Raw genomic sequence first — 20,117 nt, forward strand, 5'->3', positions numbered from 1 at the left:
GATCATCTGGTGCGGGGTGGCAGTCGGCGATATATCGGTGAGTCGTTGACGAGCGACAGTCGCCGATATATCGTCGAACTATCGAGACAGTGACTCGACTGTTTCGGAGAACCAGGAGGAGGTGGGCGCCATGCGCTCAGGAAAGCGATTTCGTGGAGAGGGCCCGGGCGGCGGACGTCGGCGCGGGCCGGGGCCGGAGTTCCGGGGGATGCCCGGGGAGGGCTTCGAGGGCCGGGAGGCGTTCGGGGGGTTCGGCCCACCGTTCGGCGGCGGTGGTCCCGGGCGGCCGATGGGCGGCCCGTTCGGGCACGGCTTCGGTGGGCACGGCGGTCGGCGCGGGGGCCCGCACGGGCGGCGCGGCGGGCGGGCGCGGCGCGGTGACGTCCGCGCCTCGCTGCTGGCCCTGCTCAAGGAACGGCCGATGCACGGCTACGAGATGATCGCCGAGATCGCCGAGCGGACCGGCGGGGCCTGGCGGCCCAGCCCGGGCTCGATCTACCCCAACCTCCAGCTGCTGGAGGAGGAGGGCCTGATCACCGCGGAGGAGGTCGGCGGCAAGCGGCTGGTCTCGCTCACCGAGGCGGGCCGGGCCGAGGCCGAGGCCGGACCGGCGGAGCCGTGGGCGGAGGCCGGTCGGGAGGTCGACTGGGAGGCCGTCCAGGAGGTCGGCCAGGCGCTCGCCGCCGTCGACCAGGCGATCCAGCAGGTCATGCGGACCGGCAACGAGGCGCAGCGTGCCAAGGGGCTGGTCGTGCTGACCGAGGCCCGCAAGAAGCTGTACCTCATCCTCGCCGAAGATGACTGACCGGCGCGGGGGGAGGCGCACCGGCGCGACGGGCGGTGCCGCTGCTCACGGGTGGACCACGAACAGGGCCACGCAGACCAGCAGCAGCACCGCCCAGCCGAACCAGAGCCAGCCGTTGGGGCCGATCGTCACGGTGTAGAGGCTCACCGCCAGCAGCAGCACACCGGTGACCTCGGCGACCTGCCGGTTGTGCCGGGCGACGGCCCGGGAACTGCTCCGCGGGTGTCGTACCGTCCTGGCCATGCCGACCTCCCGGGAAGGCGATGGGGGATCGGGCGGCCCGTCGGCCTGCGGCCCGTCAGTCGGAGGCCTTCTCGGAGGCCTTGACCGAGGCCTTGTCGGAGGCCGCCTCGTCGTACTCGTAGCGCCAGAACCAGCTCAGGCCCCGTACCTGCTTGGCCCGGACGTACACCAGTGTGCGCGCGGCGGCGTCGCCGTGCGCGGGGACCGGGACCTGGTACTTCTTGGGCACGCCCAGCATCGGCCCCAGCGGGATCGGGAGGACCCTCCCGTCCAGGGGGCCGCCGACGAATTCGGTGTCCGCGCTCTTCATCCCTCCAGGGTCTCACCTCCGCGCGAGTGGCCGGCTTCCCTGCCCGACTCCCTCCGGGCTTGCTGCCGGACTCTCTCCCGGGCGGCCGGGAACCCCGGGGTGGGAGGGCGGGCGGGAGGCCCGGTGAGGGCCGAGTGCCGGGAGTGTGTCCGGGGTGCGCACGGGAGTGTGACCGGAGAGGCACCGCCCCCGGTCATCCGGAGGGTCCGCGCACCCCTATCCTTTCCTGTACGCCCTCGGGGTTCACCCGGGTCAGCGGGCCCCGTACGGGCCGGGCGAGGCGCGGATCCGCGCGCCCTCCGGCCGATCCGGCGCGGACAGCGTGCTGCCGTGACTGCGTACCGTGACCCGGGCGTCGGCCGTCCGGTGACCCCGGGCCGCGGCCGACAGGGCGCGGACGGCAGGGCCGAACACCCCCGGGAAGCAGCGGGGGGCGTCGGGCGTTGCGTCGGAGTGGAACGTCGAACGCTGTGTCGCACCAGGCACGGCAGTTGCGCGGAAGGGGCCCGATGGAAGCCGGCGGCAAATGGACGACCTGGTGGCAGAAGCGTGATCGTCAGCGGGCCCGGGCGGGGGACCCGGACGGCCCGGCCGCCGGCCTGGACCAGCTGCTCGGCGCGGTGCGCGCCGGTTTCCCGCTCGCACCCGCCGCGCATCCGACCGGCTACCGCTGTTCCTGTGACCGGGTGGCCTGTCCGGCCCCCGCCCAGCATCCGGTCTCCTTCGCCTGGCAGACCCAGGCCACCACCGACACCGAGCAGCTCTCCCGCTGGCTCGCCCGCGATCCGCAGGCCAACTTCATCACCGCCACCGGCCGGGTGCACGACGTGCTGGACGTCCCGGCCGAGGCCGGGCAGCTGGCGCTGCAGCGGCTGATCGCGGCGGGCGTCGAGGGCCCGGTCGCCGCCGTCGGCGAGGACCGCTACCTGTTCTTCACCGCCACCCGCGGCACCCCGCAGGACGAGGACGAGTGGTGGCCGAGCGCGCTCGACTCCACTCCGGACACCATGTCCGAGCACCCCGGGCTGCGCTGGCACTGCCGCGGCTCGTACACCCTGCTCCCGCCGGCCGCGCTGCCGGACGGCTCCCGGGTGCGGTGGGTGCGCGGGCCCGAGCAACCGCTGCCGGACCCGCTGCGCGTCCTGGACGTGCTGACCGACGCCTGCACCGAGGTGGGCGCGGTGGCCGAGGAGCAGTGGCTCATCGGCTGAGGCCGTCCGCCCACCGGCCCGCCCGCGCTCAACCCCCACCCGCCCGCTGACAAACCGCCCGCGCCCGCCCCGAGCCCCCCGGAGGGGGCGGGGTCACGGCAGGGTCAGGACCTCGGCGCCGTCCGCCGTGACCACCAGGGTGTGCTCGAACTGGGCGGTGCGCTTGCGGTCCTTGGTGACGACCGTCCAGCCGTCCGGCCAGATCTCGTAGTCGTAGGTGCCCAGGGTCAGCATCGGCTCGATGGTGAAGGTCATGCCCGGCTTGATCACCTCGGTGGCCCGCTCGCTGTCGTAGTGCGGGATGATCAGGCCGGAGTGGAACGACGTGTTGATGCCGTGGCCGGTGAAGTCCCGTACCACGCCGTAGTCGAAGCGCTTGGCGTAGGACTCGATGACCCGTCCGATGACGTTGATCTGACGACCCGGCTTGACCGCCTTGATCGCCCGGTCGAGGGACTCCCGGGTGCGCTCGACCAGCAGCCGGGACTCCTCGTCCACGTCGCCGACCAGGTAGGTGGCGTTGAGGTCGCCGTGCACCCCGTGGATGTACGCGGTGGCGTCGATGTTGACGATGTCGCCGTCCTGCAGCACGGTCGAGTCCGGGATGCCGTGGCAGATCACCTCGTTGATGGAGGTGCAGACCGACTTGGGGAAGCCCCGGTAGCCCAGGTCGGACGGGTAGGCGCCGTGGTCGCACATGTACTCGTGGGCGACGGCGTCCAGCGCGTCCGTGGTGACCCCGGGGGCGATCAGCTCGGCCGCCGCCGCCATCGCCCGGGCGGCGATCCGGCTCGCGATCCGCATCTTCTCGATCGTCTCGGCGGTCTGCACCTCGGGCCCGGTGTACGGCGCCGGAGCGGGCCGCCCGACGTACTCGGGGCGCGCGATGTGCGCCGGGACCTTGCGGGTGGGGGACTGGATGCCGGGTACGAGAGCCATGGCCGCGAGTCTAGTCGCCGGGCCCCGCCGGGACGGGCGGTGTACGGAGGCCGGGGCAGGGGCACGGTGCGCGGGCGCGCGGTGCGCAGTGCGGAGGCACGGGGTGCGGTGTGCGCGGCGGCGCCGGGCGGGGAATGATCGGTACCGACCCCATCCGTGAACGCCGACCGTCTGAACGGGAGAGCCCGCCCATGCCCCTCGGATTCCACCGCAAGCCGACCGGAAAGCCCGGCGAGTGGTTCTACTGCATCAAGCACGGCAAGGTCGAGGAGGGCCCGGAGTGCCCGGCCAAGGACCGCCTCGGCCCGTACGACAGTCCCGAGGAGGCCGCGAACGCCCTGCAGATCGCGGACGAGCGCAACCGGGAGTGGCAGAACGACCCGCGCTGGAAGGACGAGCCGAAGGACCCGACCGAGTAGGTCGGCCCGAGTGGGTCGGCCCGAGTGAGCCGGCCCGGGTGGGTCAGCGCGGCTCGGGGCCGGTGAAGTACTCCTCGTCCACGCTCAGCACGGCGAGGCGCCGCCCGCCCGCCACCGCCTGGGCGGCGGCCTGCTCCACGGGCGCCGCGGGCCTGGACTCCCGGTCGGCCCAGGCCTTCGCGCCGGTGTTCGGGGCGGAGAGCTCCCGGGGGAAGTCCGCGCCCGGGGCGGGGGAGGCGCCCGGGTCCTTCCGCTCGTCGAAGGCCAGGGTCACCCCGAGCAGGTCGCGGTCGCCGTCGCCGCGCGGGAAGCCGTACCAGAGGCCCTCGCCCGGCCGGGGCGAGGCGTTGGTGTCGGCCGCCTGTGCGCCCTGAGCGGTCATCACCTGGTCCCAGCGGGCCCGGACCTGCTGCGGAGTGCCGCTCACCGCGAGGTACTTGACCACCTGTCGGCGGCAGGTCGGGGCCGGCCAGTGCGGGTCGGAGCCGACCGGGCTGCCGGCAGCGCCGGACTGACCGGGGCCCACTCCGCAGCCGTCCTGGACGCCCTCGCCGATCGGTTGGGCGCCGGAGAGCGCCGGGAGCAGCGCGGCCAGCCGCCGGTCGATCTCGGCGGTGAGGACCTGGTCGGCGGCGGCCACCTCGGGGGAGGCGGCCAGCGCCGCGACGTCGGGCGGCTTCGGGGTGGGTACGGCGACGGAGGTGTCGGCCGTGGGCGCGGGCGCGGGCTTTCGGGCCGCAGGGCTGGCGCCCCAGAGCGCCAAGCCGAGCGCGCCGGCCACGGCGGTCACGACGACCGCCGTGGCGGTCCACTGCTTCCAGCCCCCGGTCCTCATGCCGGGAAGTTTGTCACAGCGCGGCCGCCGTCCCCGGCGACTTCTCCGCCTCCGCCTCTCCCTCCGCCTCTCCCTCGGCCCCTTGCTCCGCCGCCCGCTCCGCCCGTTCGTGCTCGGCGCGGACGGCGGCGGTGTGCGGGTCGGTGCGGTCGTCGTAGGCGAGCAGCCGCGGCAGCGCGGCGGCGACCGCGAGGACGGCGACGACGCAGGCGACACCGCCGGTCCAGACGGCGGCGCGCACCCCGACCAGCCCGGCCACGGTGCCCGCCCGGACCTGGCCGAGCTGCGGGCCGACGGAGTAGCTGAGCAGCTCGACGCCGGCCATCCGGCCGCGGACCGCGTCCGGGATGGACTGGTTCCACATGGTCGAGCGGGCCAGCCCGCTGATCTCGTCGGCCCCGCCGGCCAGCGCCAGTCCGAGCAGCACCACCCAGACGCTCCCGGACAGTCCGGCCAGCGCCATCGCCGCGCCCCAGCCGACGGCGGCGACCACCAGCAGCCGCCCGTGCCGGTGGATCCGGGAGGTCCAGCCGCTGGTCGCCCCGACCAGCAGGGCGCCGGCGGCGGAGGCCGCGTACATCGGGCCGAGTGCCCAGTCCGCGCCCAAGTCCGAGGCCAGGAAGGGGAAGACGGCCACCGGGTAGGCGAACAGCATGGCGCAGACGTCGATCGCGTAGGTGCCGAGCAGATCCTTTCGGCTCCACGCGTACCGGATGCCGGTGAACACCGCCCGGACGGACGGCCGTTCGGCGCCGGTGGCGGGTGGAACCGCCCTGATCCGGACGAGCAGCAGCAGCGAGGCGCCGAAGGTGAGCACGTCCAGCGCGTACGCGGTCTGCACCCCGGCGAAGGCCACCACGACCCCGGCCAGCGCCGGCCCGGCCACCGAAGCGGCGTTGCGGTAGAGGGACTTGAGGGCGAACGCGGCGGCCAGGTGCCGGTGCGGGACGAGCCGCGGGGTGAGCGAGTCCAGGGCCGGGCGCTGCAGGCCGTCGGCGGCCGCGACCAGCGCGGCGACCAGGTAGAGCGGCCAGAGCAGCGGGTGCGGCAGCAGGGCGTTGACCAGCAGCAGCCCGGCCAGCAGGCCGAGCGCGGCCTCGGCGCGCAGCACCAGCTTGCGGCGGTCCAGGGCGTCGGCGAGGGTGCCTCCCCACAGGCCGAAGACGATCAGTGGGACGAGTTCGACGGCGCCGATCAGACCGACCGCGAAGGAGGAGCCGGTGAGCTCCTTGATCTGCATCGGCAGGGCGACGAACGTGAGGTAGCTGCCGAAGCTGGTGACGCACCCGGACGTCCAGAGGTAGCGGAAGTCGCGCGAGACGCGCCACGGCGACAGATCGGGCGTCAGCGAGCGCAGCGCCGTCCGGATCCGACCGGGCGCGGGGGTGTGCGGGGGTTCGTCGACGTTCACGAACTGTCATCCTCGGCCGGGCACCACCCCTCCCGCAAAGGGTTTTCGGCGGCTCCAGCGGACGATCCCCCGCGACATGGCGCTCCGGATCCTGGCCAAGCTGACCGAGCTGGAGAGCGATCCACTCGGTTTCGGCACCACCGCGCTCGTGTCGCAGCCCGAGCGTCGACGCCTGCGCGTGGGCGACCACCGGATCGACTACACGGTCGACAACGGGCAACTGGTGGTGGTGGCCGTCCACGTCGGCCACCGCTCCACGATCCACCAGATGTGACGCACTCCGGGGCCGCCCGTCGTCGGCGTCTCGGGGCGCCGGCTACCAGCGGCTGATCGCGGGGGCCGAGGCGAGTCGGCCGGCCAGGGCGGCGAGCCGGTCCAGGGGGGAGCGGTGGGTCGGGGGGCGGCCGGCGGCGGCGCTGAGGAGGTGCTGGGCGAGGTCGAACGGCTCCTCGGCGGCGGTGCCGACGGCCAGCCGCTCGTGGGCGAGCCCGCCGAGGTCGCCCGGTTCGGTGGGGGCGGCGCCGTCCAGGGCGAGCACCGTCGCGCCGTGCCGCCGGGCGTCGTGCACCCGCTCCAGCAGCGGGGCGCCGGCCGCCTCCGGGGCCACCACCAGGACGGTGGCGCCGCGCCGGGCCTCGGTGAGCCGCCGCAGGTCGTGCGCGAGGTGGGCCGGGGCGCCGGCCGGCGGACGGTGCCGCAGCAGGGTGGGCGCCAGTCGGGGCACGGCCGACCAGGCGGCCGCGTCCCCCAGGTGGGCGGCCAGGTGCCAGGGCTCGTACGCCTCGGTGCCGACCAGCAGCAGCCCGCTCGCCCCGCGCCGCTCCACCGAGCGGCGCAGCGACCCGGCGAAGCCGCCCACCGCCTCCCACCAGCCGGTGCCCGCCAGTCGTTCCCGGAGTGCCGAAACTCTCACCGCGTCCATGCGGGCCAGGATGTCGCGCCGGGCCGGGGATTTGGCAGGATCGGCCCATGACTTCCCTCGATTCAGCGACCAACCCGGCCCATGAGCTGCCGGACGTCTCGCAGCTGGTGGTCGGCGTCCTCGGCGGCACCGGCGACCAGGGGCGCGGCCTGGCCCTGCGGCTGGCCAAGGCCGGCCAGCAGGTGATCATCGGCTCCCGCGACGCCGCCCGGGCCGAGGCCTCGGCGGCCGAGCTGGGCCTCGGCGTGCGCGGCGCCGACAACGCCACCGTCGCCCGGGAGAGCGACGTGGTGATCATCGCGGTCCCGTGGGACGGCCACGCCGCCACGCTGACCGCGCTGCGGGAGGACCTCGCCGGCAAGATCGTCGTGGACTGCGTCAACCCGCTCGGCTTCGACAAGCAGGGCGCCTACGCGCTGAAGCCGGAGGAGGGCAGCGCCGCGCAGCAGGCCGCCGCCCTGCTGCCGGACTCCCGGGTCACCGCCGCCTTCCACCACCTCTCCGCGGTGCTGCTGCAGGACGAGTCGGTGGAGGAGATCGACACCGACGTCATGGTGCTCGGCGACGAGCGGGCCGCCACCGACGTCGTGCGCGCGCTGGCCGCCCGGATCCCCGGCATGCGCGGCATCTACGCGGGCCGGCTGCGCAACGCCCACCAGGTCGAGGCGCTGGTGGCCAACCTGATCTCGGTCAACCGCCGTTACAAGGCCCACGCCGGCCTGCGGATCACCGACGTCTGACCGGGGACGCCGTGTCGACCTCACCCCTGGACTCCGCCGGAGGTGAGGTCGGCGACAATGGGTCCCGGCCGGGACCCGGCCGGCCGCACCCGTCCTAGGAGCCTCCCGCCATGCCCCGCACGTCCCTGCTCGCCCTGATCGTCGTCGTCCTCGCGCTGGCCGCCGCGGTCTTCTCGCTGACCCAGGGCCTCTGGCTGGGCCTGATCTGGCTGCCGCTGGCCGGTGTGGCCAGCAACGTGCTGTGGCTGAACCGCCGCCGGGCCAAGATCGCCGAGGCGGCCGCGGCCGCCGAGCGGGGTTAGTTCTTCCAGAAGCTGAAGAGGTACCGCCCGAGCGCCGCGTAGTCCTGATCCACGCCGAAGAGGTTCATCAGGCCGTGGACGATCCCGAAGAAGAACGAGTTCACCGAGGGCTGCCACAGCAGCGCGAACACCGCGAGCATCCCGTACGGCGCGAACGGCTCGACCGCGCGCCGGGTCTGGTACGAGAGCCAGGGCTCGACGATGCCGTAGCCGTCCAGACCGGGCACCGGCAGCAGGTTCAGCACTGCCGCGCTGAGCTGGAGGAAACCGAGGAAGCCCAGCGCGGCGGAGAACGGCGAGACGTTCAGCTCGTAGCCGTTCCAGACCGCGTGCACCGTCGGGTCGTCCAGCCAGCCCGCGCCGACCGGGATCAGCAGGAGCGCCCCGATCACCAGGTTGACCAGCGGACCGGCCGCCGAGATCAGGCTGTGCTTGAGTCGGCCCTGGATCCGGTGCCGCTCGATCCACACCGAGCCGCCGGGCAGGCCGATGCCGCCGAGGATCACGAAGACGATCGGCAGCACGAAGCTGAACAGCACGTTGGCGTACTTCAGCGGGTTGAGCGTGAGGTAGCCCTTGGCGCCCACCGTGAGGTCGCCGCCGTGCAGCGCGGTGCGGGCGTGGGCGTACTCGTGCAGGCAGAGCGAGACCATCCAGCCCGCGACCACGAACAGGAACACCCCGAACGAGGCGTTCCCGTAGCCCGCGTACACCGCCCAGCCGGAGGTGCCGAGTATGGCGAGGAGCACCCAGAACACCGGGCTGATCCGGCGGTCCTCGCTGCGGGAGCGCGGCGTGGCGGCGAAGGTCATGGTGTGGATGCTCCGTGGGCAGGGGGACGGCGGGTTTGCGGGCCGGGGTCGATCATGCCGGGCGGGCGGTGACCGGACAAGCCGCTCCGGGGTGAACGTCCGGACGCCCGGTCGCGTTCCGCCGGGTTCCGTCGCGGGCCGGGAGCGGCCGGGGCGCCTGCACAATTGTGCGGCCGCATTCCCGCCGATCGACCAGAATGGTCCGGTGCACTACGGCATCCTCGGGACGACCACGGCCCACCACGACGACGGAACCCCGGTGCCCCTCGGCGGCGCCCGGCTGCGGGCGCTGCTCGCGGCGCTGGCCCTGCGGCAGGGCCGCCCGGTCCCGGCCGACCTGCTGGTGGACGAGGTGTGGGACGCCGCTCCGCCGCAGGACTCCTCCGCCGCGCTGCAGACCCTGGTCGGCCGGCTGCGCCGCACCGTCGGCCGGGAGGAGATCGGCTCCGGCCCGGCCGGGTACTGGCTGACCGGCCCGGGCACCGACCTCACGGACTTCCAGCGGCTGAGCGCCGAGGGCCGCCGGGCCCTGGACGCCGGGGACCACGCGCTGGCCGCCGAGCGGCTGCGCGCCGCCCTGGCGCTGTGGCGCGGCCCCGCCCTCGCGGACCTGCCGGACCGCACAGGCCCGGCGGTCAGGCTGGAGGCCCAGCGCGAGGAGGCCCGCCGGCACCGGATCACCGCCGATCTGGGGCTCGGCCGGGCCGCCGACCTGGTCGCCGAGCTCGCCGAGCTGTGCGAGCGGCAGCCGCTGGACGAGCCGCTGCAGCTGCTGATGATCCGGGCGCTGCACGAGAGCGGCCGGACGGCCGAGGCGCTGCGGCACTACGAGCGGACCAGGCGGGCGCTGGCCGAGGAACTGGGCGTCGACCCAGGCCGGCACCTCCGTTCCCTGCACGCCGAGTTGCTCGCCCCGGTGGCCGGCTCGGAACCGGTGGCCGACCCGGGGCCGGAGGCCGGTCCGGAGCCGAGGGCCGAGGCGGCGCCGAAACCCCGGCCGGAGCCGGCCGGGTCCGTCCCCGCCCCCGCGCCCCAACTCCCGCGCCCCGGCGGCAATCTGCGCGGAAGGCTGACCAGCTTCGTCGGCCGGGAGGCCGATCTCGCCGCGCTGCGCGAGCTGCTGACGGAGCGCCGGCTGGTGACCCTGACCGGCCCGGGCGGCTCCGGCAAGACCAGCCTCTCGGTCGAGGCCGGCCGGGCCGAGCAGTCCGCGGGTGCCTGGCCGGACGGGGTCTGGGTGGCCGAACTCGCCCCGCTGGAGAGCCCGGACGCGGTGCCCGCCGCCGTGGTGTCGGCGCTCGGCCTGCGCGAGATCGTGCTGCACAGCACCAGCATGGTCGCCGAGGTGATCGACAAGCGGGCCGAGGATCCGCTGCGCCGGCTGGTCGAGCACTGCGGCCACCGCCGGATGCTGCTCGTCCTGGACAACTGCGAGCACCTGATCCAGGCCGCCGCCGACCTCGCCGACGTGCTGCTCGCCGAGTGCCCCGGGCTGACCGTGCTCGCCACCAGCCGCGAGCCGCTCGGCGTGCCCGGCGAGACGGTGCTGCCGGTCGAGCCGCTGCCCGACCCGGTCGCGCTGCGGCTGTTCGCCGAGCGCGCCGCCACCGCGCGTCCCGGTTTCGACCCGCAGGGCGATCCGGAGGCCTGCGCCGAGATCTGCCGCCGGCTGGACGGGCTGCCGCTGGCCATCGAACTGGCCGCCGCCCGGCTGCGGGTGATGACGGCCCGCCAGATAGCCGACCGGCTGGACGGCCGGTTCGCGCTGCTCACCGCGGGCAGCCGCACCCTGCTGCCGCGCCAGCAGACCCTGCGCGCGGTGGTCGACTGGAGCTGGGACCTGCTGGGCAAGCGGGAACGGGCGGTGCTGCGCCGGCTCTCGGTGTTCTCCGGCGGCTGGCAGCTGGAGGACGCCGAGGCGGTCTGCGCCGACGGCGTCGACGTGGCCCCGGGGGAGGTCGCCGACCTGCTGCTGTCGCTGGTGGACAAGTCCCTGCTGGTGGCCGACCTGGACGGCGCCAGCCTGCCGCGCTACCGGATGCTGGAGACCATCCACGAGTACACGACCGAGCGCCTGGCCGGGTCCGCCGCCGAGCGCACCGCCACCGAGGCCCGCCACCTGGCGCACTTCCGCGCCCTGGTCGCCGAGGCCGAACAGCAGATCCACGGCCCCCTGCAGTTGCACTGGCTGGCGGTGCTGGAGCGCGAGCAGGACAACATCCGGGCCGTGCTGCGCCGCGCGATCGACCTCCGCGACGAGGAGCAGGCGCTGGTCCTCGCCCTCGGCATGAGCTGGTACTGGTCGCTGCGCGGCTACAGCATGGAGGCCCGCGGCTGGTACGACGCGATCGCCGCCCTGGGCCCGGACCCGTTCGGCCCGGACGTCCCGCCGCCGCTGCCGCTGGAGCGCGACGTGCTCGGGTACGGCGTGCCGATGCCCGAGGGCGTGGTGGAGGAGGCCCGCCGGATCCTCGCGATGCACCGGCTGATCGGGCTGTTCGAGGGGAACCTGGACGTGCTCGGCGACACCGAGGCGGTCGCGGTCTCCCGCCAGCTGCTGGACGTCTACGGTCCGGAACTGCCGCAGTCCTACCGGTTCCCGGCGCTGATGCGGGTGTTCGGGGCCTTCCTGTCCGGCCGGCTGGAGCTGATGAGGGACCTGATGGACGACGCCGTCCGCGGCTGCGAGCAGTACGGCGGGCCGGGCGATCTGGCCTTCATCCTGCAGGTCCGGGCCCGGATGATGAACGACTGGCCGGGCGGCGCGGAGCAGAGCCTGCTCGACGGCGAGCGCTCGCTGGAGCTGTTCGAGCGTGCCGGTGACCTCTGGGGGATCTCCCAGGCGCTGGCCGCGCACGGCGAGAGCCTGGCCAACCAGGGCGAGTCGGAGGCCGCCGCCGCCGCGTACGCGCGGGCGATCGAGCTGGCCGAGGAGCTGGGGGCGCCGCAGGAGGTCCCGATCCTGCGGGTGCACCTCGGCACCGCCCTGCTGGAGCACGACCTGGAGCGCGGCGAGCGGATCGTCCGGGAGGCGCTGGCCGCCATCGACGCCCCGGGCGCCAACCAGCCCACCACCGGCGCCCTGCTGTTCGGCCACCTGACGCTCTGCGGCGTCCACGCCCAGCGCGGCGAGTTCGACGCGGCCCTGGCCGAGCTGGACGTGCTCGACGTGGTCAGGGAGGGCAGCTTCGTGCCGGGCGTCGTGGACGGGATGCTGATGAGCACCCGGGGCTGGATCACCGCCCGGGCCGGCGACCCGGACCGGGGCCTGGCGATGCTGCGCGAGGGCCGGCGGCTACTGAAGACGATCACGGTCGTGAGCGGCTTCGCCGAGCACATGACGGTCATGGTGGTGCCCGCGGTGATCGCGGTGCTGTGCGCCCTCGCCGAGCGGGACGGGGACCTGGCGCGGGCCGAGGTGGCGGCCGTGCTGTTCGGCGCGCTCGGCGGTCTGACCGGCCCGAAGGGCGGCTACCTGGACCGGGTCGAGCACAAGCGCCTGGGCGGCGTCCTGCGGGAACTGCTCGGCGACGCCGCGTTCGAGGGGGCCCGGGCCCGCGGCCTCGGGATGACCCAGCAGCAGACCCACGCACTGCTGGAGGAGTTGATCGGCGGGCAGTAGGGGGCCCGGCGGTCCGGTGGCCGTCCCCTGGCCACCGGACCGCCGGGCCGGTACGACGGCCGGCGCCTGTCCCGGGCGGCCGGCCGTCCCGTCCGCCGGCCCTCCCCACGGAGGGCCGGCGCGGTCCGGGGTCAGGTCCGCTTGCGGAAGCGGGCGACCGCGAGCGGGGCGAAGACGGCGGTGACGGCGGCGGACCAGATCAGCACGATCGTCACCGGGTGGGCCACCGCGCCCTCGCCGTTGAGCAGCGCGCGCGAGGCGTCGGCCAGTGCCGACAGCGGGTTGACCTTGGTGAACGACTGCAGCCAGCCCGGCATGGTGTCGGTCCGGGCGAAGATCGAGCTGCCGAACTGCATCGGCATCAGGACCAGCATGGCCACGCCCTGGACGGCCTGGGCGCTGCGCAGCGCCATGCCCAGCAGCATCGAGATCCAGACGATCGACATGCCGAACACCAGGGCCAGGCCGATGGTGGCCAGCACCTCCAGCGGACCGGTCTTCACCTCGAAGCCGATGCACATCGCGAAGCCGATCAGGATCGCGAAGGAGAGCAGTCCGCGCAGCGTCTCGGCGGCGATCTTGGAGAGCAGGACGGAGGCCCGGCCGATCGGCAGGGTCCGGAAGCGGTCCATCACGCCGGTCTGGAAGTCGCTGTTGAGGCCGGTGCCGACGGCCATCGCGAGGGTGAGGCCGGTCTGCCCGAGCAGGCCGGGGATCAGGTACTGCTTGTAGGTGTCCTGGTCGCCGGCCATCGCCCCGCCGAAGACGTAGACGAACAGCACGGTGAAGATGATCGGCATCAGCACGGCGTCGAACATCGACTCCGGGTCGGCCTTGATCCGCATCAGGTTGCGCCGGGTCAGCGCGCCGACGTGGCGCAGGGTGCCGGACAGGCCGATCCGGGAGTCCTCCACCCGGGCGGGGGCGAGCGTGGCGGCGGTCATGCGACGGGCTCCTTGGCGAGGCTGGGGGCGGCGTCCGCCGCGGCGGCGGGCTTGCCGGTGATGGCGAGGAAGACCTCGTCGAGGCTGGGCACCTTGGTGTCGATGCCGGCGATCGCGAAGCCGCGGCCGCCGAGCACGCCGATCACGGCGGTCAGCTGCTCCTCACCGGTGATCGGCACCGCGAGCAGGCCGGTGTCGGCGGAGAAGGTGGCGGTGGTGATGCCGCCGTCGTGCAGGCAGCGGGCCATCTCGGGCAGCTCGGCCGGGTGGACCGGGCGGACCTGCAGGGTCTGCCCGCCGACCTTGGCCTTGAGCTCGGTGACCAGCCCTTTGGCGATCACCTTGCCGCGGTCGATGACGGTCAGCTCGTTCGCGAGCTGCTCCGCCTCCTCCATGTACTGGGTGGTCAGCAGCACGGTGGTGCCCTCGGCGACCATCCGCTGGACCTCGTCCCAGACCTCGTTGCGGGTGCGCGGGTCCAGACCGGTGGTGGGCTCGTCCAGGTAGAGCACCCGGGGGCGGCCGATCATGCTGGCGGCCAGGTCGAGGCGGCGGCGCATGCCGCCGGAGTAGGTCTTGGCGGTCCGCGTGGCGGCCTCGGTGAGCGAGAAGCGCTCCAGCAGCTCGGTCGCCCGGGCCTTGGCCTCGCGGCGGGACAGGTCGAGCAGCCGGCCGATCAGGTAGAGGTTCTCGTACCCGGAGAGGAGCTCGTCGACGGAGGCGTACTGGCCGGTGAGGCCGATCGTGCGGCGCAGCTGCTTGGGCTGGTGCAGGACGTCGTAGCCGCCGACGAAGGCGGTGCCGGCGTCCGGCTTGATCAGCGTGGAGAGGACCCGGACCAGGGTGGTCTTGCCCGCGCCGTTGGGGCCGAGCACGCCGAGGACGGTGCCCTCCCGGACGGTGAGGTCGACCCCGTCGAGGGCCTTGGTGGTGCCGTAGTGCTTGACGATGCCGCGGACCTCGACGGCATTGCCGGCGGCGGCTCCCCGGTCGTTCGGGGCGGTGGCGATTCGTGTCATGCCACCAGGTTGGCCGACCTCGCTGTCAGCCCCCTGTCGTCGCGGTGACGGCTCGGGGGCGCCGCTGCCAGGCGGCTGTCACGCCGCTGTCATCCGCGGGCCGGGCACGACAGCGGCCCTGCTCCGCACGCGCGGGGCAGGGCCGTGGCCGGGGTGAGCGGTCAGTGGAAGCTGTGCTCCGCCGCCGGGAAGGCGCCGCCGCGCACGTCCTCGGCGAAGGCCCGGGCGGCGTCGCCCAGGACGGTCCGCAGGTTCGCGTACTGCTTGACGAACTTCGGCACCCGGCCGGCCGTCATGCCGGCCATGTCGGTCCAGACCAGCACCTGGGCGTCGGCGCCGGGGCCGCCGCCGATGCCGACGGTCGGGATCGCCAGCTGCTCGGTGACCTGGGCGGCCAGCTCGGCCGGCACCGCCTCCAGCACCACCGAGAAGGCGCCCGCCTGCTGGACCGCCTTGGCGTCGCGCAGCAGTTGGTGCGCCGCCTCGTCGCCGCGGCCCTGGACCGGGTAGCCGCCGAAGGCGTGCACGGACTGCGGGGTGAGGCCGATGTGCGCCATCACCGGGATGCCGGCCTCGACCAGCAGCTCGATCGAACGGGCGCTGCGCTCCCCGCCCTCCAGCTTGACCGCGCCGACCCCGGCCTCCTTCATCAGCCGGGCCGCGTTGTGCATGGCCTGCGCGGGGGACTCCTGGTAGGAGCCGAACGGCAGGTCGGCGACGATCATCGACCGCTTGGTGCCGCGGACGACGGCGGCGGAGAGCATCACCATCTGATCCATGGTCACCGGGACGGTGGTCTCGTAGCCGAGGTGGCAGTTGCCCGCCGAGTCGCCGACCAGCAGCACCGGGATGCCGGCCTCGTCGAAGACGCCCGCGGTGAGGGCGTCGTAGGCGGTCAGCATCGACCACTTCTCGCCGCGCTGCTTGGCTGCGGCGAGGTCGCGGACGGTGACGCGGCGGTTGGTGACCCCGCCGTACAGGGTGGCGGTCGACGCCTGGTTCTGGGCAGGCGAAGGCGAAGAAGCGTTCATCGAACGGACTCCTGAAGGGTTGTCGTCTCGTGGCGCCGTGCGGCGTCCCCGGATCACCTCCATGCTTGCACGCCCCGGCGTGCGCGCAAAGAGGGGTGCGTTCGCTCCGGTGCGATCCGTGACACACCGGGGGTGGGCCGGGGCCGGCGGGAGGTGGGTCGGGGGCCGGTCGGGGCCCGCGGGGCCGCGGGCTTTGCCTGGTTTTTGCGAAACGGGGTCGTCTCGTATCGAATATCCCCGCTACGCTGATGCCGGGGGGTTACGAGACGGTTCCGGCTCGGAATTTCCCGCCAGTGCCACGCCAACACGGACGGGAAGACCAATGACCACCGCAGCCGCGCCACCCCGTGTGCCGGAAGCCATCCACCGTCGGCGCTGGGCGATCCTCTGCACCCTGGTGCTCGCCCTGCTCGTCGTCGTGCTCGACAACTCGATCCTCAACGTCGCGATGAAGACCATCGCGACCCCCGCTCCGGTCGGCCTCGGCGCCACCCAGAGCGACCTGGAGTGGTCGATCAACTCCTACACCCTGGTGTTCGCCGGGCTGCTCTTCACCTCGGGCCTGCTCGGCGACCGCTTCGGCCGCAAGCTCGCGCTGCTGGCCGGCATGGTGGTCTTCGGCATCGCCTCGCTGCTGTCCTCGATGGCCGGCTCGCCCGGTGAACTCATCGGCTTCCGCGCCCTGATGGGCGTCGGCGCCGCGCTCGCGATGCCCGCCACGCTGGCGATCATCATGAACGTCTTCGAGCGCGCCGAGCAGCCCAAGGCGATCGGCATCTGGGCGGGCGCGGTCGGCCTGGCCATCGCCATCGGCCCGATCACCGGCGGTGTGCTGATCGAGCACTTCTGGTGGGGCTCGGTCTTCCTGATCAACGTCCCGATCGTGATCGTCGCGGTGATCGCGATGGTGGTCCTGGTGCCCGAGTCCAAGGACCCCGCCCCGGGCAAGCTCGACCCGGTCGGCGTGCTGCTGTCGATCGTCGGCCTGGTCGCGCTGATCTACGGCATCATCAAGGGCGGCGAGCTGGCCGACTTCACCGCTCCCGCGGCCTGGGTGCCGACCCTGGTCGGCGTGGTCGCGCTGGTCGCCTTCGCCTGGTTCGAGCGCCGCACCGCGTTCCCCGCGCTGGACGTCACCTGGTTCCGCAACAAGGTGTTCAGCGCCTCCGTGGTGGTCGTCGGCGTGATCTTCTTCGCGCTGATGGGCGTCTCCTTCTTCGGCGTCTTCTACACCCAGAGCGTGCGCGGCTACAGCGCCCTGCAGGCCGGCCTGCTGATGCTGCCGCTGGCCGTCGCCCAGCTGATGTTCGCGCCGCGGGCCCGGCTGGTGGTCGACCGCTTCGGCGTCGCCGCCACCGCCGCCGGCGGCATGCTGCTGGTCGCGATCGGCTTCGGCGGCTACACCGTGCTGACCGCCACCACCCCGATCTGGGTGCTGGTCGTGCTCGGCCTGGTGATGGGCGCCGGCATGGCGCACGTCATGCCGCCGGTCACCGTCGCGATCATGGGCTCGCTGCCGCGCGAGAAGGCCGGCGCCGGCTCGGCCGTCAACAACACCTTCCGCCAGGTCGGCGGCTCGCTCGGGGTCGCCGTGCTCGGCGCGGTGCTCTCCACCGTCTACCGCGACGGGATGTCCGACACGCTGACCCAGCTGCCCGAGAACCTGCGCGACAAGGCGGGCGAGTCGCTGGAGGCCACCCTGGCCATCGCCGAGCGGATCCCCGGCGGACAGGCGCTGATCGCCCCGGCGAACGACGCCTTCATCCACGCCATGCACGTGGTGGCCGCGCTCTCGGTGGGCATCTCGCTGATCGGCGCGCTGGTCGCCTGGCTCCTGCTGCCGCGCCGCGCGGCCGCACCCGGCGCTCCGGCCGGTCCGTCCGCCGGGCAGCCGGACACGACCCGGGAGACGGCGCCCGCGGAGGCCTGACCAGCGGCCGGGCCGGACGGCGGCCCGGTGCCGGGGGAAGACCGAGGGACAATGGCCCTGCCGTCCGGTACGTCCGGGCGGCGGGGCCGCGGCCCCACGGCGGGCCCCCGCCCGCCGGACGGACCGCCGAGAACACGGACGGCGCCCGCGCGCCCGGGCACAGCGAGGGAGAACAGCGGGGATGAAGACGGACATGCCGACCGCCGACACCGAGGAGGACCGCGCCGCCGACGGACCGGCCTGCGCCGCCACCCGCCGCGGCCGGCCGCGCAGCGAGGCCGCCGAGCAGGCGATCTTCACCGCGGTGGTGGACCTGATGGCGGGCGGCACCACGATGGCCGAGCTCACCATCGAGGGCATCGCCACCGCCGCCGGCGTCGGCAAGGCCACCATCTACCGGCGCTGGCCCAACAAGGAGGCCCTGCTGGTCGACGTGGTCGGCAAGCTGGAGGTCCCGATGCCGGAGCCGACCGGCGGCGGCGTCCGGGTCGACCTGATCGAGATGATCGACTACATGCGCCGGCGCGGCCTCGCCAAGCGCACCCGCTGGGTGCTCAAGGCGGCCCTGGGCCAGATGCACAGCCTGCCCGAGCTGCACAAGGCGTACCACGAACGGGTGGTCAAGCCCCGCCGGGAGGCCGGGCTGAGGCTGATCCGCCGCGCCGTGGACGAGGGCGTGCTCCGCTCCGACCTCGACGTCGACCTGCTCGGCGACCTGCTGATGGGCCCGATCCTCTACCGCAGCATCCTGTGGGAGGACTCCGACCTGGAGGACCCGGACCTGGCCCGCAAGATGGTCGACTCGCTGATCGAGGGCCTCGCCCCGCGCTGACCCCGGCGCCGCCCGCCCCGCGCGACGCCCCCCCGGGGGGCGAGTCGCGCCGTCGACCGCCGCGACCGGACGTGGTCTAACTCACCAAACCAGGCCGCGCCGGAACCCGCTCCGAGGGCGTGACGTCTGTCCCGGCATAGGCTGAGCCGGGTGTCCGATCGACCCGGCAGCCGTCCGGAGCCGTGCCCGTCCGTACGGGCCGGACCCCGGACCGGCGGACGGCACGAGCGAACGGGAGCCACGGCATGGCGCAGGCGGACAGGACCGAGCGGATCACGGCCCCGGGAGGCGCCGACGACTCGGCCCCCGCGGCCCGGTCCGGCGGCTTCCTCGGCCTGCGGAACTGGGGCCGGGACGCCCGCGGCGCCACCACCTGGCGGCGCGGCCTGGTGGTCGCCGCGCTGGCCGCGCTGACCGCCGCGCTGTTCGCCTTCCACGCCGAGGTGCCCAACAGCGCCGGCAACCTCGGCAGCCTGCTGGAGACCTTCCTGCCCTGGCTGGGCCTGGCCGTCCCGGTGCTGCTGGTGCCCGCGCTGCTGCGCCGCTCCGCCACCGCGCTGCTCACCCTGCTGCTGCCCGTGGTGCTCTGGGCCAACCTGTTCGGCGGCCTGCTGACCGACAGGAGCGGCGGCAAGGGCGACTGGACGGTGGTCAGCCACAACGTCGCCGCCGGGAACACCGACGTCCCGGCCACCGTCCGGGGGCTGGCTGCCTCCGGCGCCCAGATCGTCGCCCTGCAGGAGCTGGCCGGCCGGTCGCTGCGCTCGTACGAGACCGGGCTCGCCGAGGCCTACCCGTACCACACGGTGGAGGGCACGGTCGGGCTCTGGTCGAAGTACCCGATCAGCGGGGTCGCCCCGGTGGACCTCAAGATGGGCTGGACCAGGGCGTTCCGGGCCCAGGTCGGCACCCCGCAGGGCCCGGTCGCGGTGTACGTCGCGCACCTGCCCTCGGTGCGGCTGAAGGCCGAGGGCGGCTTCACCGTCAACCAGCGGGACGCCAGCGCGCAGGCGCTCGGCGACGCGATCGAGGCCGAACCGCTCAAGAAGGTGCTGCTGCTCGGCGACCTCAACGGCACCATGAACGACCGCAGCCTGGCGCCGGTCACCTCGCAGATGCGCTCGGCCCAGGGCGCCGCCGGGGACGGCTTCGGCTTCAGCTGGCCCGCGGCGTTCCCGATGGCGCGGATCGACCAGATCATGAGCAAGGGCGGGCTGAAGCCGGTCGACTCCCGCACCCTGCCCCGGGACGGCAGCGACCACCTCGCGGTGGTCGCCACCTACCGGTACCAGTGAGGCTCGGGGCCGGTCCGGCGGGAACCCTCGGACACGCCCGACCCTCCTGCGGCGGATCGTCAGCGGGACGGGCACCCGCAGCTCCGACGGCGCCGTGGTCATGCTCCAGTGGTTCCGAGGGCGCCGGGCTGTCCTTCGCCGTGCCCGGCGCCCCTCCCGTACCGCTCGAACCGCGCTTCAGGACCGGTCGCCATGCTCGGCGGATGTGCGAACCGAACGAACGGCTCCTCGATCTGCTGGCCGTGCTCCTGCGCGGACTGGCGGCGCTGGGGCAGATGGCCGGCTACGTGGCCCCGCCGCCGCAGCCCGGGCCGGTCCGGCGGCCCGGCGAGCCGGGCGGCCCTGCCGGGGGCGGGCCACCGTCGGGGCACCCGGAGCGGCTGCGCCCCGACGTTCCGCTCAGCCCGGTCGAGCGGCGACTGAGTCGGCGGCTGCGCCGGGTCTCCGGGTGGACGGAGCCGCCGTGAGGGGCACGCCCCCCGGAGGTCGTGGCCG

The 20,117-nt window shown here is 74.2% G+C and carries 21 protein-coding genes; 11 read left to right on the forward strand and 10 right to left on the reverse strand.

Features of this window, described 5'->3' with window-relative positions:
- Positions 1-208 precede the first annotated feature (208 nt).
- Positions 209-805: a PadR family transcriptional regulator gene (locus AB0Q99_RS12450; protein WP_363570776.1), complete on the forward strand. Its 597-nt coding sequence runs from the start codon at positions 209-211 to the stop codon at positions 803-805.
- A 45-nt stretch (positions 806-850) separates the two neighbouring features.
- Here AB0Q99_RS12450 and AB0Q99_RS12455 read toward each other — a convergent pair whose 3' ends face one another.
- Both AB0Q99_RS12455 and AB0Q99_RS12460 read right to left on the reverse strand, forming a co-directional pair.
- Positions 851-1,048 (reverse strand): hypothetical protein, encoded by a 198-nt coding sequence (locus AB0Q99_RS12455; RefSeq protein WP_363570777.1) that lies wholly within the window; start codon positions 1,046-1,048, stop codon positions 851-853.
- Positions 1,049-1,103: 55 nt separating this feature from the next.
- Positions 1,104-1,358 carry a hypothetical protein gene (locus AB0Q99_RS12460; protein WP_363570779.1) on the reverse strand — a complete coding sequence of 85 codons (255 nt, stop codon included), beginning with the start codon at positions 1,356-1,358 and terminating at the stop codon, positions 1,104-1,106.
- A gap of 509 nt (positions 1,359-1,867) precedes the next feature.
- Here AB0Q99_RS12460 and AB0Q99_RS12465 point away from each other — a divergent pair.
- Complete coding sequence (locus AB0Q99_RS12465) at positions 1,868-2,569, forward strand: bifunctional DNA primase/polymerase (RefSeq protein ID WP_363570780.1); 702 nt, start codon at positions 1,868-1,870, stop codon at positions 2,567-2,569.
- Between the two features lie 93 nt (positions 2,570-2,662).
- Here AB0Q99_RS12465 and map read toward each other — a convergent pair whose 3' ends face one another.
- The gene (gene map / locus AB0Q99_RS12470; protein WP_363570781.1) at positions 2,663-3,508 is read right to left on the reverse strand and encodes a type I methionyl aminopeptidase; all 846 of its coding nucleotides are present in this window, start codon (positions 3,506-3,508) and stop codon (positions 2,663-2,665) included.
- A gap of 191 nt (positions 3,509-3,699) precedes the next feature.
- On the opposite strand from map, the gene AB0Q99_RS12475 reads away from it, so the two are divergent.
- Complete coding sequence (locus AB0Q99_RS12475) at positions 3,700-3,927, forward strand: hypothetical protein (RefSeq protein WP_363570783.1); 228 nt, start codon at positions 3,700-3,702, stop codon at positions 3,925-3,927.
- 43 nt (positions 3,928-3,970) lie between these two features.
- Here AB0Q99_RS12475 and AB0Q99_RS12480 read toward each other — a convergent pair whose 3' ends face one another.
- Both AB0Q99_RS12480 and AB0Q99_RS12485 read right to left on the reverse strand, forming a co-directional pair.
- Complete coding sequence (locus tag AB0Q99_RS12480) at positions 3,971-4,762, reverse strand: hypothetical protein (RefSeq protein WP_363570785.1); 792 nt, start codon at positions 4,760-4,762, stop codon at positions 3,971-3,973.
- A 13-nt stretch (positions 4,763-4,775) separates the two neighbouring features.
- Entirely contained in the window at positions 4,776-6,173 is a 1,398-nt protein-coding gene (locus AB0Q99_RS12485) for an MFS transporter (RefSeq protein ID WP_363570787.1), read from the reverse strand.
- Here AB0Q99_RS12485 and AB0Q99_RS12490 point away from each other — a divergent pair.
- Positions 6,148-6,447, forward strand: a complete 300-nt coding sequence (locus AB0Q99_RS12490; RefSeq protein WP_363570789.1) for a type II toxin-antitoxin system RelE/ParE family toxin — start codon at positions 6,148-6,150, stop codon at positions 6,445-6,447. The genes AB0Q99_RS12485 and AB0Q99_RS12490 overlap by 26 nt on opposite strands.
- A gap of 42 nt (positions 6,448-6,489) precedes the next feature.
- Here the strand turns inward: AB0Q99_RS12490 and AB0Q99_RS12495 are convergent, their stop codons facing one another.
- On the reverse strand, positions 6,490-7,095 hold the full coding sequence (locus AB0Q99_RS12495; RefSeq protein WP_363570791.1) for a hypothetical protein: 606 nt from the start codon (positions 7,093-7,095) through the stop codon (positions 6,490-6,492).
- Positions 7,096-7,142: 47 nt separating this feature from the next.
- On the opposite strand from AB0Q99_RS12495, the gene npdG reads away from it, so the two are divergent.
- Both npdG and AB0Q99_RS12505 read left to right on the forward strand, forming a co-directional pair.
- Positions 7,143-7,835 (forward strand): NADPH-dependent F420 reductase, encoded by a 693-nt coding sequence (npdG, locus tag AB0Q99_RS12500; protein ID WP_363570793.1) that lies wholly within the window; start codon positions 7,143-7,145, stop codon positions 7,833-7,835.
- A gap of 110 nt (positions 7,836-7,945) precedes the next feature.
- Positions 7,946-8,137 carry a hypothetical protein gene (locus AB0Q99_RS12505; protein ID WP_363570795.1) on the forward strand — a complete coding sequence of 64 codons (192 nt, stop codon included), beginning with the start codon at positions 7,946-7,948 and terminating at the stop codon, positions 8,135-8,137.
- Here AB0Q99_RS12505 and AB0Q99_RS12510 read toward each other — a convergent pair.
- On the reverse strand, positions 8,134-8,949 hold the full coding sequence (locus AB0Q99_RS12510) for a site-2 protease family protein (RefSeq protein ID WP_363570796.1): 816 nt from the start codon (positions 8,947-8,949) through the stop codon (positions 8,134-8,136). The two genes, AB0Q99_RS12505 and AB0Q99_RS12510, sit on opposite strands and share 4 nt — an antisense overlap.
- Before the next feature lie 205 nt (positions 8,950-9,154).
- Between AB0Q99_RS12510 and AB0Q99_RS12515 the strand changes: the two genes are divergently transcribed.
- On the forward strand, positions 9,155-12,571 hold the full coding sequence (locus AB0Q99_RS12515; RefSeq protein ID WP_363570798.1) for a BTAD domain-containing putative transcriptional regulator: 3,417 nt from the start codon (positions 9,155-9,157) through the stop codon (positions 12,569-12,571).
- Between the two features lie 131 nt (positions 12,572-12,702).
- Here the strand turns inward: AB0Q99_RS12515 and AB0Q99_RS12520 are convergent, their stop codons facing one another.
- The 3 genes from AB0Q99_RS12520 to panB form a co-directional block, all read right to left on the reverse strand.
- Positions 12,703-13,515, reverse strand: coding sequence for an ABC transporter permease (locus AB0Q99_RS12520; RefSeq protein WP_363570800.1), 813 nt, complete (start codon positions 13,513-13,515; stop codon positions 12,703-12,705).
- Positions 13,512-14,534 carry an ATP-binding cassette domain-containing protein gene (locus tag AB0Q99_RS12525; RefSeq protein ID WP_363570802.1) on the reverse strand — a complete coding sequence of 341 codons (1,023 nt, stop codon included), beginning with the start codon at positions 14,532-14,534 and terminating at the stop codon, positions 13,512-13,514. The genes AB0Q99_RS12520 and AB0Q99_RS12525 overlap by 4 nt, the downstream gene beginning before the upstream one ends.
- A gap of 161 nt (positions 14,535-14,695) precedes the next feature.
- On the reverse strand, positions 14,696-15,565 hold the full coding sequence (gene panB / locus AB0Q99_RS12530) for a 3-methyl-2-oxobutanoate hydroxymethyltransferase (RefSeq protein WP_363570803.1): 870 nt from the start codon (positions 15,563-15,565) through the stop codon (positions 14,696-14,698).
- Between the two features lie 322 nt (positions 15,566-15,887).
- Here panB and AB0Q99_RS12535 point away from each other — a divergent pair, with 322 nt between their 5' ends.
- The 4 genes from AB0Q99_RS12535 (at position 15,888) to AB0Q99_RS12550 (ending at position 20,089) form a co-directional block, all read left to right on the forward strand.
- Positions 15,888-17,495: an MFS transporter gene (locus AB0Q99_RS12535; RefSeq protein WP_363570805.1), complete on the forward strand. Its 1,608-nt coding sequence runs from the start codon at positions 15,888-15,890 to the stop codon at positions 17,493-17,495.
- Between the two features lie 181 nt (positions 17,496-17,676).
- The gene (locus tag AB0Q99_RS12540) at positions 17,677-18,327 is read left to right on the forward strand and encodes a TetR/AcrR family transcriptional regulator (protein ID WP_363570807.1); all 651 of its coding nucleotides are present in this window, start codon (positions 17,677-17,679) and stop codon (positions 18,325-18,327) included.
- A gap of 245 nt (positions 18,328-18,572) precedes the next feature.
- A complete protein-coding gene (locus AB0Q99_RS12545) occupies positions 18,573-19,622 on the forward strand; it encodes an endonuclease/exonuclease/phosphatase family protein (RefSeq protein WP_363570809.1) in 1,050 nt (349 codons plus the stop codon).
- Between the two features lie 203 nt (positions 19,623-19,825).
- Positions 19,826-20,089, forward strand: a complete 264-nt coding sequence (locus AB0Q99_RS12550; protein ID WP_051746784.1) for a DUF6059 family protein — start codon at positions 19,826-19,828, stop codon at positions 20,087-20,089.
- Positions 20,090-20,117: the final 28 nt, after the last annotated feature.

It is taken from the genome of Kitasatospora sp. NPDC086791 (assembly GCF_040685975.1).
In the GTDB taxonomy this organism is placed as follows: domain Bacteria; phylum Actinomycetota; class Actinomycetes; order Streptomycetales; family Streptomycetaceae; genus Kitasatospora.

What these genes read in the sequence shown, in the direction of transcription:
- npdG (WP_363570793.1), top strand. Translation starts at nt 7,143, where the DNA reads ATGACTTCCCTCGATTCAGCGACCAACCCGGCCCATGAGCTGCCGGAC.
- map (WP_363570781.1), bottom strand. Translation starts at nt 3,508, where the DNA reads ATGGCTCTCGTACCCGGCATCCAGTCCCCCACCCGCAAGGTCCCGGCG.
- AB0Q99_RS12475 (WP_363570783.1), top strand. Translation starts at nt 3,700, where the DNA reads ATGCCCCTCGGATTCCACCGCAAGCCGACCGGAAAGCCCGGCGAGTGG.
- AB0Q99_RS12520 (WP_363570800.1), bottom strand. Translation starts at nt 13,515, where the DNA reads ATGACCGCCGCCACGCTCGCCCCCGCCCGGGTGGAGGACTCCCGGATC.
- AB0Q99_RS12505 (WP_363570795.1), top strand. Translation starts at nt 7,946, where the DNA reads ATGCCCCGCACGTCCCTGCTCGCCCTGATCGTCGTCGTCCTCGCGCTG.
- AB0Q99_RS12510 (WP_363570796.1), bottom strand. Translation starts at nt 8,949, where the DNA reads ATGACCTTCGCCGCCACGCCGCGCTCCCGCAGCGAGGACCGCCGGATC.
- AB0Q99_RS12545 (WP_363570809.1), top strand. Translation starts at nt 18,573, where the DNA reads ATGGCGCAGGCGGACAGGACCGAGCGGATCACGGCCCCGGGAGGCGCC.
- AB0Q99_RS12540 (WP_363570807.1), top strand. Translation starts at nt 17,677, where the DNA reads ATGAAGACGGACATGCCGACCGCCGACACCGAGGAGGACCGCGCCGCC.
- AB0Q99_RS12495 (WP_363570791.1), bottom strand. Translation starts at nt 7,095, where the DNA reads ATGGACGCGGTGAGAGTTTCGGCACTCCGGGAACGACTGGCGGGCACC.
- AB0Q99_RS12480 (WP_363570785.1), bottom strand. Translation starts at nt 4,762, where the DNA reads ATGAGGACCGGGGGCTGGAAGCAGTGGACCGCCACGGCGGTCGTCGTG.
- AB0Q99_RS12465 (WP_363570780.1), top strand. Translation starts at nt 1,868, where the DNA reads ATGGAAGCCGGCGGCAAATGGACGACCTGGTGGCAGAAGCGTGATCGT.
- AB0Q99_RS12535 (WP_363570805.1), top strand. Translation starts at nt 15,888, where the DNA reads ATGACCACCGCAGCCGCGCCACCCCGTGTGCCGGAAGCCATCCACCGT.
- panB (WP_363570803.1), bottom strand. Translation starts at nt 15,565, where the DNA reads ATGAACGCTTCTTCGCCTTCGCCTGCCCAGAACCAGGCGTCGACCGCC.
- AB0Q99_RS12525 (WP_363570802.1), bottom strand. Translation starts at nt 14,534, where the DNA reads ATGACACGAATCGCCACCGCCCCGAACGACCGGGGAGCCGCCGCCGGC.
- AB0Q99_RS12460 (WP_363570779.1), bottom strand. Translation starts at nt 1,358, where the DNA reads ATGAAGAGCGCGGACACCGAATTCGTCGGCGGCCCCCTGGACGGGAGG.
- AB0Q99_RS12550 (WP_051746784.1), top strand. Translation starts at nt 19,826, where the DNA reads ATGTGCGAACCGAACGAACGGCTCCTCGATCTGCTGGCCGTGCTCCTG.
- AB0Q99_RS12450 (WP_363570776.1), top strand. Translation starts at nt 209, where the DNA reads ATGCCCGGGGAGGGCTTCGAGGGCCGGGAGGCGTTCGGGGGGTTCGGC.
- AB0Q99_RS12455 (WP_363570777.1), bottom strand. Translation starts at nt 1,048, where the DNA reads ATGGCCAGGACGGTACGACACCCGCGGAGCAGTTCCCGGGCCGTCGCC.